This is a genomic window from Natrinema versiforme (genome assembly GCF_005576615.1).
Taxonomy (GTDB): Archaea; Halobacteriota; Halobacteria; order Halobacteriales; family Natrialbaceae; genus Natrinema; species Natrinema versiforme_A.
Genome location: NZ_CP040330.1, coordinates 397,002 through 410,382 on the forward strand (window position 1 = coordinate 397,002; position 13,381 = coordinate 410,382).

The following is a 13,381-nucleotide window of genomic DNA, read 5'->3' on the forward strand; positions in this document are numbered from 1 at the left end:
TTGCCCTTCGTTCCGTACCCTGGCCCGTGTTTCTGACGGCCGCCCGCGATATCTCGCTCCCCGACGATCTCGACTCTCCCGACACCGGCTTCCGGATAGGGATCGGCGTCTACCTCGCCGCGGTCCTGACCGGTGCGGCGCTCGTCGCCGGCGTCGCCCTGAATGCCTCGAGCGGCATCCTCGTTGCCACCGTCCCGACGACCGTCTCGGTCGGACTCGTGGTCGGCAGCGCCCTCGCGTCGGAGGCCGACGGACTGCCCGAGCGTACGGGTCGCAGCCGCCGGATGACGGCCGCGTGGTTCGTTCCCGCGGTCGCGTTCGCCGGGTCCGCGCTCGCGGCGGTCTCTCTGCCGTCGATACCGACCGTGCTCGCGCTCGCGTGCGGTCTGGCGACGGCTGCCGCGCTGTTCGGCGCGGCCGTCGTCACCACGATGGCGCGGACGCGGTACGTGGCGGCGATCACCCCCGACGACCCGGTCGCGACCTGGCAGTGGCGCTCGCCAAACCGGGAGCTATGTCTGTACGCGATCGCCGTCGGCTACGTCGTGCTCGGTTTCGCCACTCGGGAACGCGGGATTCTCACTGCGCAGTGGTTCCTGTTCGGTCTGCTCTTTCTCGTCCAGGGACTCGAGGCGAGCGGACGGCTCGACCGGCTGGACGTAGAACTGGGCGGGACGCGGGCGGGCCGCGAACTCCGCGTCCACGAGGCGGGGCTGGTCGCCGCGGGGCCGATCGGAACGCGGTTGGTTCCCTGGACCGACATCGGGAGCGTGGCGCTAACCGACGAGGAACTTGTCCTCGAGCGACCGTGGTTCGACCTCCGGTGTGACTGCTCGGCGATCGACGACCCCGAGGGAGTACGCGCGGCGATCGAGCAGCGCCGGAACCGGGCACGCCTCGACTGCGCGTAAACGACGGACGGGTCTCGAAAGAGCGCGCGACCCACGGCGAAAAAAGCGGCGTAGTCTCGAGGATTTTAGTCGGCCGTCACTTCTGCCGCTTCGGACTCGTCTTCGCGGTAGTGCTCCGCGATGAGTTCTTCGTCGATCCGGTTGAGTTCCGTCTTCGGCAGCGCCGACAGCAGGTCCCAGCCGAGCTCGAGCGTCTCGTCGATCGAGCGGTTGGTGTCGTACCCCTGCTGGACGAACTCTTCCTCGAAGCGGTCGGCGAAGTCGAGGAACTTGTTGTCCCGCTCGGAGAGCGCCTCGCGACCGACGATGTTCACGAGGTCGCGCAGGTCCTCACCCTCCGCGTAGGCGGCGTACATCTGGTCGGAGACGTCGCCGTGGTCCTCGCGGGTCAGGCCCTCGCCGATCCCGTCGTCCATCAGCCGGGAGAGGCTTGGCAGGACGTTGACCGGCGGCTCGATCCCCTGACTGTTGAGGTCCCGATCCATCATGATCTGGCCCTCGGTGATGTAGCCGGTCAGGTCCGGAATCGGGTGCGTGTCGTCGTCGCCGGGCATCGTCAGGATCGGGATCTGCGTGACCGACCCTTCCTTGCCCTCGATACGACCGGCACGCTCGTAGAGCTGTGCCAGGTCCGTGTACATGTACCCGGGGTAGCCACGGCGGCCCGGAACCTCCTCACGTGCGGCACCGATCTCTCGCAGCGCCTCACAGTAGTTGGTCATGTCGGTGAGGATGACCAGGACGTGGTAATCCTTCTCGAAGGCCAGATACTCGGCCGTGGTCAGCGCGAGTCGCGGCGTGACCTGCCGCTCGACTGCGGGGTCGTCCGCGAGGTTCATGAAGACGACCGACCGCTCGAGCGCGCCGGTGCGCTCGAAGTCGTCCATGAACTCGTTTGCCTCTTCGGCGGTGATCCCCATCGCACCGAAGATGACTGCGAACTCCGAGCCTTCCTCGTCGCCCGCTTCCTCTTCGGGCACCGTCGCCTGTCGAGCGATCTGCAGTGCGAGTTCGTTATGGGGCAGCCCCGAGCCGGAGAAGATCGGGAGCTTCTGGCCCCGGACCAGCGTGTTCATGCCGTCGATGGCGGAGACGCCGGTCTGGATGAACTCCTCTGGGTACTCCCGGGAGTAGGGGTTGATCGCTTCGCCGACGATGTCGTGTCGTTCGTCGGGGACGATCTCCGGGCCGCCGTCGATCGGGTTTCCGGAGCCGTCGAGCACCCGCCCGAGCAGATCCTCGGTGACGGGCATCTTCATCGTCTCGCCCAGGAAGCGAACGGAGGCGTTGCGGTCGATTCCGCCCGTTCCCTCGAACACCTGGATCGAGACGATTCCTTCGCTCGATTCCAGCACCTGGCCGCGCAGCGTCCGCCCGTCCTCGGTCTCGATCTCGACGATCTCGTCGTAACCGACCGGCTCGTCGACCTCGGCGAACACCAGCGGACCGCTGATTTCCGTGATAGTCTGGTACTCTTTCATTGTTAGTACAGTGCGCGCAGTTGGTCTTCGAGGTCGCTTTCGATCTCGTCGATGAACTCGCCCCACTCTTCTGCCGTGCCCATCCGGTTGAGCCGCGGTGCGGCGTCGACGTCCTGAATCTCCTCGACCGGAACACCGGCCTCGAGCGCCTCGAAGGCCTCGTCGTTGAACGTCTTGATCGCACCGAGCATCCGGTAGGTCTTCTCGGGTTCGCAGTACGTGTCCACGTCGTGGAGCGCGTTCTGCTGGAGCCAGGCCTCACGGATGTAGCGTGCGACTTCCATGGTGAGCTGCTGGTCCTCCGGCAGCGCGTCCTTCCCGACGAGCTGAACGATCTCTTGGAGTTCGTCCTCCTCGTCGAGCACGTCGACCGCCCACTGGCGGACCGCCGACCAGTCGTCGGCGACGTTGCTCTCCCACCACGGGTCGAGCTGGTCCTTGTACAGCGAGTAGGACTCGTTCCAGTTGATCGAGGGGAAGTGCCGACGTTCCGCGAGGTCGGCGTCCAGCGCCCAGAACGTCTTGACGATACGCAGCGTGTTCTGGGTAACTGGCTCGGAGAAGTCGCCGCCCGGCGGCGACACCGCGCCGACGACCGAAATCGACCCTTCGCCGCCGTTGATCAGCTGGAACTTGCCGGCGCGCTCGTAGAACTCCGAGAGCGCGGCGGCCAGATACGCGGGGTAGCCCTCTTCGCCGGGCATCTCCTCGAGCCGGCTCGAGATTTCCCGCATGGCCTCGGCCCACCGGGAGGTGGAGTCGGCCATCAGCGCGACGTCGTAGCCCATATCGCGGTAGTACTCCGCGATCGTGATTCCCGTGTAGATACAGGACTCGCGGGCCGCGACGGGCATGTTCGATGTGTTGGCGATGAGGCAGGTCCGGGCCATCAGCGGGTTCCCGGTCTGGGGGTCCGGCAGTTCCGGGAAGTCCTCGATAACCTCGGTCATCTCGTTGCCGCGCTCGCCGCAGCCGATGTAGACGACGATGTCCGCGTCGGACCACTTGGCGAGTTGCTGCTGGGTGACGGTCTTCCCGGAGCCAAAGGGCCCGGGAATCGCCGCCGTCCCGCCCTTCGCGAGCGGGAAGAGGCCGTCCTGGACTCGCTGGCCCGTCACCAGCGGCTCGGTCGGCGTCTCCTTGTCACCGGCGGGACGGGCCTCTCGGACCGGCCACTCCTGGTGCATCTGGATCTCCTCGCCGCTGTCCAGTTCGGCGACCGTCTCCTCGACGGTGAACTCGCCGTGCTCGATCGACGTGACTTCGCCGCCCTCGTAGTCCGGGGGCACCATGACCTTGTGGTCGATGGTGACGGTCTCTTCGACGACGCCGACGGCGTCGCCGGGTTCGACCGTGTCGCCCTCCTCGACGGTGGGTTCGAACTCCCACTTCTTCTCGAGGTCGATCCCGGGGGCGTCGACCCCGCGGTCGAGGAACGCCGTCCCCATCTTGTCCTCGAGGACGTCGAGCGGGCGCTGGACGCCGTCGTAGATGGAGTCCATCATGCCCGGTCCGAGGTCGACGCTCAGGGGCTCGCCCGTGTTCTGGACGGGCTCACCCGGGCTGACGCCGGAGGTTTCCTCGTAGACCTGAATCGTGGTCAGGTTCCCTTCGATCTCGATGACCTCGCCCATCAGTCCTTCGTCGCCGACGTAGACGACGTCGTTCATCCGGGCGTCGAGGTCCGTGGCGGTCACGACGGGACCACTCACGCTGTCGATTACACCGTCTTCGTCGACGGATTCGATGTCTTCTGCCTGGCTCATAGTTTAGCTGTCTTCGTCCTCTTCCATCAGGTCGATTCCGATCGCGCGTTTGATCTGGTCGCGCAGTCCGCCACCACCGGTGCCGCTTCCGATCGTGACGACGACCGGCTCGACGCTCGTCTCGACCTCTTGGCGAACCGACCGCGACAGGTACTCGAGGTCATCGTCGTGCATGACGACGATCCCGACGCCCTCGTCTTCGAGGGCCGCCGTCGCTGCGTCATCGAGGCGTTCGTCTTTCTCGTCGTCCGGGACGTTCTCGAACCGTCGCACTCCCGCGAGACGGAAGCCGGTCGTAAACTCCGGACTGCCGACGACTGCGATTTCCTGGCTCATAGGATCACCAGCTCCTCTTCGATCTCGTTTTCGTCGAGTCCGACCTCGCGACCCCGCGCGATCGCGCGGATGTTCTCGACCTCGCGCTCTTTGGCGAGGATGAACGACAGAACGGGCGATATCGAGGTCGGGTAGACACTCGAGAGTGTGTCCGCGTACTCGAGCAACGCAGCGTCTAGTGCGTGCTCGAACTGGATAAGGCTGTCAGCATCGCGCAGCCGATCCAGCGCTCCCGAGAGGCGGTCGCCGTAGCGTTTGTTGTCGGCGATGTGGTCGACGAGCGCGTCGTAATCGCCAACCAAGCGGTTCAGGTCCGACTCGTCGAACAACACGCCGCCGTCGATGTAGTAGGCGGCGGGGTCGAGATCGGCCCCGCTCCGCGCGAGGCGCAACGCGTTCCGCGCGTTCAGGAAGTCGATCTCGGCCTCGAGGAACTCGACGTACTTCGCTTCCGGCCCCTCTCGGGGTCGGCCGAGATCCTCGAGCAGGTTCTCGTAGAACGCGCGATCGAGCGCGTTCTCGAGGGGAACGAGCGCGCCGCTCTCTTCGAACTCCTCGTAGGCGTCTTCGAGCTGCTCGGCGAAGATCGTCCCCTCGAGGATCTCGATGACGTCCTCGATCGAGTCGACCTCGACCAGTCGGTCGATCGTGCCGTCGTCGAGTTCGCCCGCCCGAATGAGATCGGTGCTGATCTCCTCGGGATCGGAATCCGTATAGATTCCGCGGACGATCGTCTTCAGGTTCCAGACGTCGAACTTCCGGAGGTACCGAACGATGCGGTCGTAGAGCTGCCCTTCGGACCACTCGAGGAGGTCGTCGAAGTGCTTTGCGAGGTTGCGGTTCAGCGCGTACTCGATCAGATCGACGCCGGAAAACCGCGTTCCGAGCGCGTTGATCTCCCGTTCGTACTCCGTTTCCTCCATGAACCGCGCGATCTCGCTCGGCCCCATCCGGATCAGCTTGCGGTAGTCCTCGTCGGACAACATCGCCGCTCGACGCGAGCGGACGCGAGCGTTCACGTACTCCGGATTCGAGGCTCCCGTACTCATTGCTCGAAGAGTCGATTACTGATCTCCTGAAGGTTGTCTTCCCAGACGTCCTCGAGCACCGAATCGAAGGTGTTGTTGACGCGGACGCGGGACGCCTCACTCTCGACGACGACGCCGCCGAGACAGTCGTAGTCACCGGCGTATTCGTAGCCGTCGTAGTCGGCGAGGATCGACTCGATCAGCTCCGCGTCGTCGGACCGACCGTAGACCACGACGTCGTCGCCCTCGTCGAACTCGACCGTCGCCGCCTCGAGCAGGTCGCGGGTGAGCTCCTCGCGGGTGTCTCCCTCGAGGGCGGCGAGCTCGTCCTCGACTGCCTCGCGGACTTCGGTGAGGACGTCACGTCGTGCCTCCAGGCGCTGCTGTTTCGCCTCCAGTTTCGCACTGGAGAGTCGCTGTTCGCGCAACTGCTCGATCTCGCGGTCGACGTCGGCTTCGGCGTCGGCGACGATCTCGTCTGCGTCCTCCTGGGCGGCCGATTCGATCTCTTCGGCGCGCGTTTCGCCCTCAGCGCGGATGTCCTCCGCACGCGCGTGAGCCTCTTCTCGAATGTCCTCAACGACTGTATCCAAACTCATTGTAAGAAAGTTCGAAGGGAGACGCTTTAAGGTCCGACGAAGAGCGCGACCAGTGCGAAGATCACGAGCGTCTCGGGCAGGACCGTCAGTAGAATTCCGATACCCGGCGAGATGGAGTCCTCGGCGAGTGCGCCGACGACCGACGCGCCGATCGCTCGCTCTGCATACCCCGCACCGATCGCCGCGAGACCGATACCCAGCGCCGCCGCCGCACCTCGCTCGATCATGGGACCGCCGTTACCGGCAGCAGCACCGCCCTCCTGTAGCGCGACCGCGTTCTCTGCGAAACTGTTCAGCGCGAATGCCATTTCGGGTAGAGCTTCGATTGTCATTTTGAGTTTTCCTCGTGGTTTTGCAACCGGACAGGTGGTACTACTCCCCAGCGTGTTCTTAAAACTTCCCAAACCAAACTGCCGATTTTGGCGGCCTAACCGTTAATGCGGGCAGTCCCAAGGTATTATCCTTTCGATACAATCGACGAAATATGAGTCACACTATCGTGGTTGACGACCCTAGAACGACGCTCAACGAGACCGGAAGGTGACCGACGGCGTTAGTCCTCGTCGTCGGATCGAATCCCGCCGAAGGGTTCGAACTTCCGGCCACCGCCCTCGTAGAACCGATTAAAGAATTCGACGTACTCGAGGCGGATCCCCTGCAACCCGGCACTCGTAATGCCCAGCAGCAGGACGACGACGTGACCGACTACGAGGACGATCACGCCGATAATCGCCATCAGGATGCCGCCGTGGAGCAGACCGCCGAACATGACCTCGCTCACTTCGTGACCGTGGTAGGTCCCCTGCTCGAGCATGTGTTGGGGCGCGTGGCTGGTACCGAAGTGCCACTCCGCGCCGTGGTCGGTCTCGACGACGTAGACCCCGAAGAACAGCATGTTGACGACGAACGCCATGCCTGCCTTCGCGAGGATGACCGCTGCGATCCGGAGATACGAGAGCACGTCTCCGAAGACGTTGAAACTCTCGAGGCACCCGATGATGATGCCGAGAGCACCGTAGTGTTTGACCTCGCCGTAGACCATCGTCACGAAGCCGATCACCATGAGCGGAAGTGCGACGAATTGTCCGATCTCCGGAGTGAAGCCGGTGAAGCCGAGTTCGATCGCCGCGTCAGACCCGGTCCCGAACACTTCGAACAGGAAGTTCGGCTTCGCATCTCCAAAGTGGCGACTGAAGATCCAGGTCCAGAGACCGATCATGAGCAGTGCCCACGAGCCGTTCTCGAAGTAGGCATCTCCGACGCCGTGGTCGAGATCGTTAACGAAGCCGAAGATGTACCCGAGGGTGAGATGGGCCAGTCCGATGAAGACGCTCACCAGCAGCCACGTCTGGCTGAACTGCGAAAACGCGGGCTGGATGCCCTTCCGCAGGGGAGGCCCATCGCTAAACAGGAGTTCGCCGAGAACGTGTAGTCCGAAGATCTCTCCATAAAGGATCCCGAACAGCATCGTGAACCCGCCGGCCCACATGCCGATCGCTCCCAGACTCCGGACGATGTCTTCGTCGAACCGACTGTACAACAGATAGCCGACACCGGTGTACAACATCCCGTACCCGAGGTCACCCAGCATGAAGCCGTAGAACGCCGGGAACGTCAACAGCAAGACGACAGTCGGGTCGAGTTCGCTGTACTTCGGGCGGTCGATCAGCCGGAGCAGGAACTCGAACGGTTTCGCGGGGCCGGTGTTGTCCTGGATAACCGGTGGTTCGTCGACCATCGTCACGATGTCGCCGCCGGCCGCGGTCGTGCCGCCGTCGGCGATCGCTTCTTGGGTCGCGACTTCGCGTTCTTCCTCTTCGGTCGTCTCCTCGGCACCGCCGGAGCCGCCGTGGTCGACGTCTTCCGTCCGCGTCGGATACCCCTCGTCGTTGTAGTCGGCGCGGACGAGTTCTTCGACTTCGACGCTGTCGCCGACCGCATCGTTCAGTGTCGCGACGAGCCGATCGTACTCCTCGGTCGGGAGCCAGCCCTCCGCGACGAACGCGTGGTCGGTCGTCGCAAACTGCAGCGGCGCTTCCGCCTGCTGAACCTCGATCGTCAGCTCCTCTTCGACGCGCAGGAGGAAGCCGGCTTCCGCCCGTTTGATCTCCTCGAGTTCCGCGTCGATCTCGTCGAGTTGGGACTCGAGGTCGCGCTTTCGACTCTCGAGGTCCGCGACGTAGTCGTCGGGACTCTGGTCGGTGTCGGGCACCTCGTACCGGGTGAATTCGACGCCGACCAGCGCGTCGTCGATCGGGTTCTCGTCGGCGCTCTCGGCGGGCGCGGCGACGACCGCCACGACGTTGCCGCCGGTAAACGTCTCGAAGGCCCGAATGTCGTCCGAGGCGCTGACGGCTGCCTCGACCTCCTCGAGCGAGCCCTCACCGACGAGGACGGCGACCGTCTCGTAGCCCGACAGCAGATCGAGATCGATGCCCAGCTCCGCGAACGGAGCCACGCGATCGATCTTTTCGTTGACCTGCCGCAGTTCGTCGTTGATCTCCGCGCGTCGGTCGTCGAGTTCGTTGATCCGCGTGCGGATCTCCTCGAGTCGCTGTTCCCAGCCGTCCTCGAGGGTCCCCGGATCCGCCTCGTCGGCCGAGAGATCAAGGGTGCTTTCGAGGGCGCGGACGGTCACCAGCTTCTCGGAGGCGTTCTCGGCCCCCTCGATGGGGTCGCCGTTGTCGAACCCCTCCCAGGAGCCGTCGTAGTCCGAGAGGTGGACCAAGCTCAGGTCGTGAACCGTCTCGATGACCGTGGGCATGACGCCCCGCGAGCCGGTCACCGAGACCTTGCTCATCCGTTCAGGTCTGAGCATGGACGTCCTCCTGGAACAGTTCGACGACGTGAGCGGTCACTTCGTCGACCCGGTCTCGGGCGCGCTCGGCGAGTTCCTCGCGCTCCTGTTCACCTGCTTCGAGGACGCGCTCGCACTCCGCATCGATCTCTTCGCGAGCTTCCTCCAGACGGCGCTCCCTGATCTCTTGGGCCTCCTGTTCCGCTTCCGTGCGAATCTCCTCGGCGCGTTCCCGGGCCTCGGCTATTCGCTCGTCGCGGTCGTTTTCTGCCAATGCGACGATCTCGTCGGCCTCCTCTTCCGCCGACTTAATTCGTTCGAGAACCTCTGGCCTCGGCATATTCTAAGCAAGCGAACGTTTGCCAGAGCGCGTATATGGTAGTTGCGAAAGTCCCTCAGCGCGTCGCGATCCGAACGACCGGTAATCCGTAATTACGTACGCCGGTATTCCGACCGGAACAGTAGACATATGCCGATTCGACCGAAACGCGTCACTAATGGGTATTCTCGAGAACAAGGACCGTGCTCGACTGTTCTATAAGTACCTCTCACGGGTCTACGATCAGGTGAACCCCTTCATCTGGACCGAGGAGATGCGAACCGAGGCCCTCTCCCTGCTCGACATCGAGGACGACATGACCGTCCTCGACGTCGGCTGTGGCACCGGATTCGCGACCGAAGGACTGCTCGAGCGCGTCGACGAGGTGTACGCCCTCGATCAGAGCGAACACCAACTCGAACAGGCCTACGACAAGTTCGGGAAGCGAGCCCCACCGGTCCACTTCCACCGCGGCGACGCCGAGCGACTCCCGTTCGCGACGGACACGTTCGACGTCGTCTGGTCGTCGGGCTCGATCGAGTACTGGCCCAATCCCGTCCTCGCCCTTCGGGAGTTTCGCCGCGTCCTCAAACCCGGCGGACAGGTGCTCGTCGTCGGTCCGAACTACCCCGACAACGTCGTCAGCCAACTGCTCGCCGACTCGATCATGCTCTTCTACGACGAGTACGAGGCCGACCGGATGTTCAAAACCGCCGGCTTCGAAGACGTCAAGCACGCCTTCATGGGGCCGTCGTACGACCCCGAAGTCGCGATCACGACTATCGGTCGCGCGCCCGAATAGTCGGACAGTCGGATTCGCCGGCTCTCAGGTCGCCGTCGCCTCCAGCGTCGCCACTCGCCGACCGTCGACCGCGAGCATAACGGTAACGGAATCACCCGTTGCGAGCGGCGGGGAATTCGTGTCGGCGACCGACAGACTCGCTCGCTCCCCGACCGTCCACTCCGAATCCGATCTCGAATTGAACGGTCCCTCCGGCGTCCCGTTGAAGCCGCTCGCACCGGCATAGGGGACCGGCGGCTGCTCGGCTAGCTCCGTCCCGTTTACCGCCACCGTTACCGACAGCACCTCGACATCGACGGCGTCGCCGGCGACGTGTTCGATCGCTATCGACGACTGGTCGCCGTCGGCCGAGAGTTCGAACGTCGCGGTCGGGGTCGGGGACTCGAGCGTCCACGCGCCAACGCCGACAGCGATAACGGCTGCCAGACAGACGGTGAGAGCGACGAGAAGGAGTACGCCGATAACCGGACTCACGGCGCGCGCATCGCCGGCTCCCGAACTCTGTCGATCTTTGCTGTTCTGCGTTACGCGCACGGCGCTCTCTGGCCGCTCTTTCCCGTATAAATTTCAGTCCGCAGTCACCGGGTAACCGCGGTCGAACTGAATCCCGACTCCGCGAACTCGATTGCCCCCGGCTCCCGGTCAGAAGTTGTCCGTTATCGTCGCGTTGACGCTTCCGCTCTCGGTTTCTGCGGTGATGTCGTATCGGCCGATCGGCTGCACGATCCACAGGCTTCCGTCCTCGCCGGTCTCGCCGAGTTCGACCCCATCAGCCGTGATGGTCGCTTGTGCGGGATCGCCAGTTTCCGGATCGGTCATCGTGATCTTCACCGGCCCGTTGGCTGGCGTCTCGGTAATCGTCATGTTGATGCCGTCCCGGGACCACGTCTTGACGTCCGTCCGGGGCAGAGACGACGCGGACAGCTCTTGTACTTCGCGATAGACGTCACCCGTTCGGCCGTCGAAATAGAAGTCGAGGCGACCGTGGTCGTGTCCCATTTCGACCCAGTAGTAGCCGGGACTGTTGTCCTGGAAGTGTGGACCGGAGCCGAACTCGCTTGCCCACGGGTAGAGTTCGGCGATGTGATCATACGCTCCTCCGTTTTTGAACCGCTCTGATCCCGTTTCGTCGCGGTTGTCGAATCGACTCGTTTCGACGATATACTGATCGCCCGTCATTATCGCGACACTGTACCCGGTCTGTGATGTCGAGACGACGATGTCGTGTCTGACGTCGCCGGTCGGCCGTTCGGATAGTTGCGCGAGAGTCGATCGGAGCGAGGTTCGGTGATAGTTGAGGGTCTTCTGGTCGGCACGCGTCTGGCTGGCCGACAGCGAGTATCCCGGGACCCGATCTGCGCGATCGTCCAGTTCCTCGAGACTCTCGGAGAGCATCGCCGCCTGGTTGTGATTTCGTAACAGCGTTTGGAGGAACTCTGTTGACGAGCGCTCGCCAGCGGCGTACGCTTTCGCCGCCTCGCGTTCGCGTTGCTCGAGTTCATCCATCCGTTGCGTGAGTCGTTCGTATCCCGCCTGAATCATCGCTTCTCGTTCCTCGGCCGTCGCATCGTCGAACTCGCTATCGACGATGGTGTACTGGTCGTGGTCGACTCGGAGCTGATCGTCCGCGCTCGCAAGCGCCATTCCGAGGTTCGGTCCGTACTCGGTGTACTCGCTTCTGACCTCGCCGCTGAGCCCGAGTCTGTTGGTCGTGTTATCGACTGCTATCGGCGTCGATTGGGAGGACGATACTTGCAACTGAACCGCCTCGGAACCGCCGTTAATTTCGCCCTCCGGTTGTGCCGCCACGATCGTCATCGCGGGGAGGGAGAGGACGAGAAGTAACGCGAGGAAAGCGGGGGTCGCGTTGTTCATCGCCACACCGTACGGGCTCTTGATACAAAAACTGGTCGTCTCCCAATGAAGACTCGAGACCGCGTTTCACGAAGCTCTCACGGGCTGCGAGAGCGTTTACGACCCTCGGTAACGTTTTATTTTCCGATGGAAAGTGTTTTTTCCCCCGGGAAACCACCCGTTGGTACGCATGCGGATGTCCACCGCCGTCACACTCGCCCTCACGGTCCTCCTCGCGACAACCACGCTGGGGGCAGTAGCCGCCACACCGTCGGCACAGTCTTCGGCGGCCGTCGACTCGTCGTCGGCGACCTCCCCAGCGCTCCAATCTCATGCCCTCTCGTCCGCATCGACTGCTCCGCCGCCGCCCGACCAGCCAGACACGTGGCAGGTCATCAGAATTCGGGTGACAGATACCGGTGACGCGGAGTGGACGATCGAGAGCCGATTTCGCGTGACGAACGAAACCGAAGCCGAAACGTTCAACGACTTCGCCGACGCGGTCGTCTCGGATCAGAACCAGTACGACTACGGTTTCGACCCCGCGAACTACGTGAGTCGCTCAGCCGAGTCGACCGGTCGAGAGATGTCCGTCGAGAATGCAGGGTGGGACGACCCTCGAATCGAGGATGTCGAGACCGACGACGCACAAGCGCCGGACGGAGAGCCCGGGCGGGTCGGAGTGCTTTCGTACTCGTTTACATGGACGAACTTCGGTACCGTCGACGGGGATCGAATTCATGTCGACGACACCTTCCAAACGTCTGACGGGCTCCTATTACCGACGCTGAGCGCCGGTCAGCGCCTCGTCATCGAACCACCGTCTAACTACGGGTTCGTCAATGCACCGACGGGAACCCAAAACGGTGCACTCGTCTGGAACGGCCCCTACGAGTTCGAGACGAACAACCTCCAGATCACGATTCTCCGGGGTGCCGGTTCGAACTCCTCGATCTTTTCCGGACAGGGATGGCTGATCGCTGCCGTTCTCGCCCTCATGATCGTCGTCAGCGGAACCGTGTATCTCCTCACGCAACGCGACCTCGACGTTCCGATCTTGGCCGATCAGCTTTCGTCGCTCGAGTTCGCGACGGTACTCGAGCGCGGACCTGCCGAGGACGACCGGGGGTCCACTCGAGTCGACGCAAACGGCGGCACCGAATCGGTTACTTCTCCGGCACCTGAGCCATCCACGTCCGACAGTGCTGGCTCGGGCACTCGCCTCGAGTTCGAGGAACCCGGCGACGACGATATCGATCCCGAACTGCTGAGCGACGAGGAACGCGTCCTGCGACTGCTCAAGCAAAACGGCGGGCGGATGAAACAGGCGTCGATCGTCTCGGAGACCGGCTGGTCGAACGCCAAGGTGTCGCAGTTGCTCTCGAAGATGGACGACGACGACGAGATCGAAAAGCTCCGGATCGGACGGGAGAACCTCATCACGTTGCCGGGCGTCGATCCGACCGAACTGGACTGATCGATCGCCTC

General features: G+C 63.5%; 13 protein-coding genes. 3 read left to right on the plus strand and 10 right to left on the minus strand.

Features of this window, described 5'->3' with window-relative positions; genetic code table 11:
• The first annotated feature begins 26 nt into the window (after nt 1–26).
• Entirely contained in the window at nt 27–911 is an 885-nt protein-coding gene (locus tag FEJ81_RS01910) for a hypothetical protein (protein WP_138243676.1), read from the plus strand.
• 65 nt (nt 912–976) lie between these two features.
• On the opposite strand, the gene FEJ81_RS01915 is transcribed toward FEJ81_RS01910, so the two are convergent.
• The 8 genes from FEJ81_RS01915 to ahaH all read right to left on the minus strand — a co-directional run bounded on the left by FEJ81_RS01915 (nt 977) and on the right by ahaH (nt 9,258).
• On the minus strand, nt 977–2,392 hold the full coding sequence (locus FEJ81_RS01915) for an ATP synthase subunit B (protein WP_138243677.1): 1,416 nt from the start codon (nt 2,390–2,392) through the stop codon (nt 977–979).
• 2 nt (nt 2,393–2,394) lie between these two features.
• The gene (locus FEJ81_RS01920) at nt 2,395–4,158 is read right to left on the minus strand and encodes an ATP synthase subunit A (protein WP_138243678.1); all 1,764 of its coding nucleotides are present in this window, start codon (nt 4,156–4,158) and stop codon (nt 2,395–2,397) included.
• A gap of 3 nt (nt 4,159–4,161) precedes the next feature.
• A complete protein-coding gene (locus FEJ81_RS01925) occupies nt 4,162–4,494 on the minus strand; it encodes a V-type ATP synthase subunit F (RefSeq protein ID WP_138243679.1) in 333 nt (110 codons plus the stop codon).
• Nucleotides 4,491–5,543, minus strand: a complete 1,053-nt coding sequence (locus FEJ81_RS01930; RefSeq protein WP_138243680.1) for a V-type ATP synthase subunit C — start codon at nt 5,541–5,543, stop codon at nt 4,491–4,493. Before FEJ81_RS01930 ends, FEJ81_RS01925 begins: the two co-directional genes overlap by 4 nt.
• Nucleotides 5,540–6,121: a V-type ATP synthase subunit E gene (locus tag FEJ81_RS01935; RefSeq protein ID WP_138243681.1), complete on the minus strand. Its 582-nt coding sequence runs from the start codon at nt 6,119–6,121 to the stop codon at nt 5,540–5,542. Before FEJ81_RS01935 ends, FEJ81_RS01930 begins: the two co-directional genes overlap by 4 nt.
• 26 nt (nt 6,122–6,147) lie before the next feature.
• Nucleotides 6,148–6,429 (minus strand): hypothetical protein, encoded by a 282-nt coding sequence (locus FEJ81_RS01940; protein ID WP_138243682.1) that lies wholly within the window; start codon nt 6,427–6,429, stop codon nt 6,148–6,150.
• A gap of 245 nt (nt 6,430–6,674) precedes the next feature.
• Entirely contained in the window at nt 6,675–8,939 is a 2,265-nt protein-coding gene (locus FEJ81_RS01945) for a V-type ATP synthase subunit I (protein WP_229504748.1), read from the minus strand.
• Complete coding sequence (ahaH, locus tag FEJ81_RS01950) at nt 8,926–9,258, minus strand: ATP synthase archaeal subunit H (RefSeq protein WP_006430417.1); 333 nt, start codon at nt 9,256–9,258, stop codon at nt 8,926–8,928. Before ahaH ends, FEJ81_RS01945 begins: the two co-directional genes overlap by 14 nt.
• Before the next feature lie 157 nt (nt 9,259–9,415).
• On the opposite strand from ahaH, the gene FEJ81_RS01955 reads away from it, so the two are divergent.
• Nucleotides 9,416–10,039: a methyltransferase domain-containing protein gene (locus tag FEJ81_RS01955; protein ID WP_138243683.1), complete on the plus strand. Its 624-nt coding sequence runs from the start codon at nt 9,416–9,418 to the stop codon at nt 10,037–10,039.
• A 24-nt stretch (nt 10,040–10,063) separates the two neighbouring features.
• Here the strand turns inward: FEJ81_RS01955 and FEJ81_RS01960 are convergent, their stop codons facing one another.
• Together FEJ81_RS01960 and FEJ81_RS01965 are read right to left on the minus strand one after the other, a co-directional pair.
• Nucleotides 10,064–10,513 (minus strand): type IV pilin domain-containing protein, encoded by a 450-nt coding sequence (locus FEJ81_RS01960; RefSeq protein WP_175416475.1) that lies wholly within the window; start codon nt 10,511–10,513, stop codon nt 10,064–10,066.
• A 168-nt stretch (nt 10,514–10,681) separates the two neighbouring features.
• Nucleotides 10,682–11,914, minus strand: coding sequence for a DUF7096 domain-containing protein (locus FEJ81_RS01965; RefSeq protein WP_138243685.1), 1,233 nt, complete (start codon nt 11,912–11,914; stop codon nt 10,682–10,684).
• 169 nt (nt 11,915–12,083) lie between these two features.
• On the opposite strand from FEJ81_RS01965, the gene FEJ81_RS01970 reads away from it, so the two are divergent.
• On the plus strand, nt 12,084–13,370 hold the full coding sequence (locus tag FEJ81_RS01970) for a helix-turn-helix transcriptional regulator (protein ID WP_138243686.1): 1,287 nt from the start codon (nt 12,084–12,086) through the stop codon (nt 13,368–13,370).
• The last annotated feature ends 11 nt before the right edge of the window (nt 13,371–13,381 follow it).

What these genes read in the sequence shown, in the direction of transcription:
- FEJ81_RS01915 (WP_138243677.1), bottom strand. Translation starts at nt 2,392, where the DNA reads ATGAAAGAGTACCAGACTATCACGGAAATCAGCGGTCCGCTGGTGTTC.
- FEJ81_RS01920 (WP_138243678.1), bottom strand. Translation starts at nt 4,158, where the DNA reads ATGAGCCAGGCAGAAGACATCGAATCCGTCGACGAAGACGGTGTAATC.
- FEJ81_RS01925 (WP_138243679.1), bottom strand. Translation starts at nt 4,494, where the DNA reads ATGAGCCAGGAAATCGCAGTCGTCGGCAGTCCGGAGTTTACGACCGGC.
- FEJ81_RS01930 (WP_138243680.1), bottom strand. Translation starts at nt 5,543, where the DNA reads ATGAGTACGGGAGCCTCGAATCCGGAGTACGTGAACGCTCGCGTCCGC.
- FEJ81_RS01935 (WP_138243681.1), bottom strand. Translation starts at nt 6,121, where the DNA reads ATGAGTTTGGATACAGTCGTTGAGGACATTCGAGAAGAGGCTCACGCG.
- FEJ81_RS01940 (WP_138243682.1), bottom strand. Translation starts at nt 6,429, where the DNA reads ATGGCATTCGCGCTGAACAGTTTCGCAGAGAACGCGGTCGCGCTACAG.
- FEJ81_RS01945 (WP_229504748.1), bottom strand. Translation starts at nt 8,939, where the DNA reads ATGCTCAGACCTGAACGGATGAGCAAGGTCTCGGTGACCGGCTCGCGG.
- ahaH (WP_006430417.1), bottom strand. Translation starts at nt 9,258, where the DNA reads ATGCCGAGGCCAGAGGTTCTCGAACGAATTAAGTCGGCGGAAGAGGAG.
- FEJ81_RS01955 (WP_138243683.1), top strand. Translation starts at nt 9,416, where the DNA reads ATGGGTATTCTCGAGAACAAGGACCGTGCTCGACTGTTCTATAAGTAC.
- FEJ81_RS01965 (WP_138243685.1), bottom strand. Translation starts at nt 11,914, where the DNA reads ATGAACAACGCGACCCCCGCTTTCCTCGCGTTACTTCTCGTCCTCTCC.
- FEJ81_RS01970 (WP_138243686.1), top strand. Translation starts at nt 12,084, where the DNA reads ATGCGGATGTCCACCGCCGTCACACTCGCCCTCACGGTCCTCCTCGCG.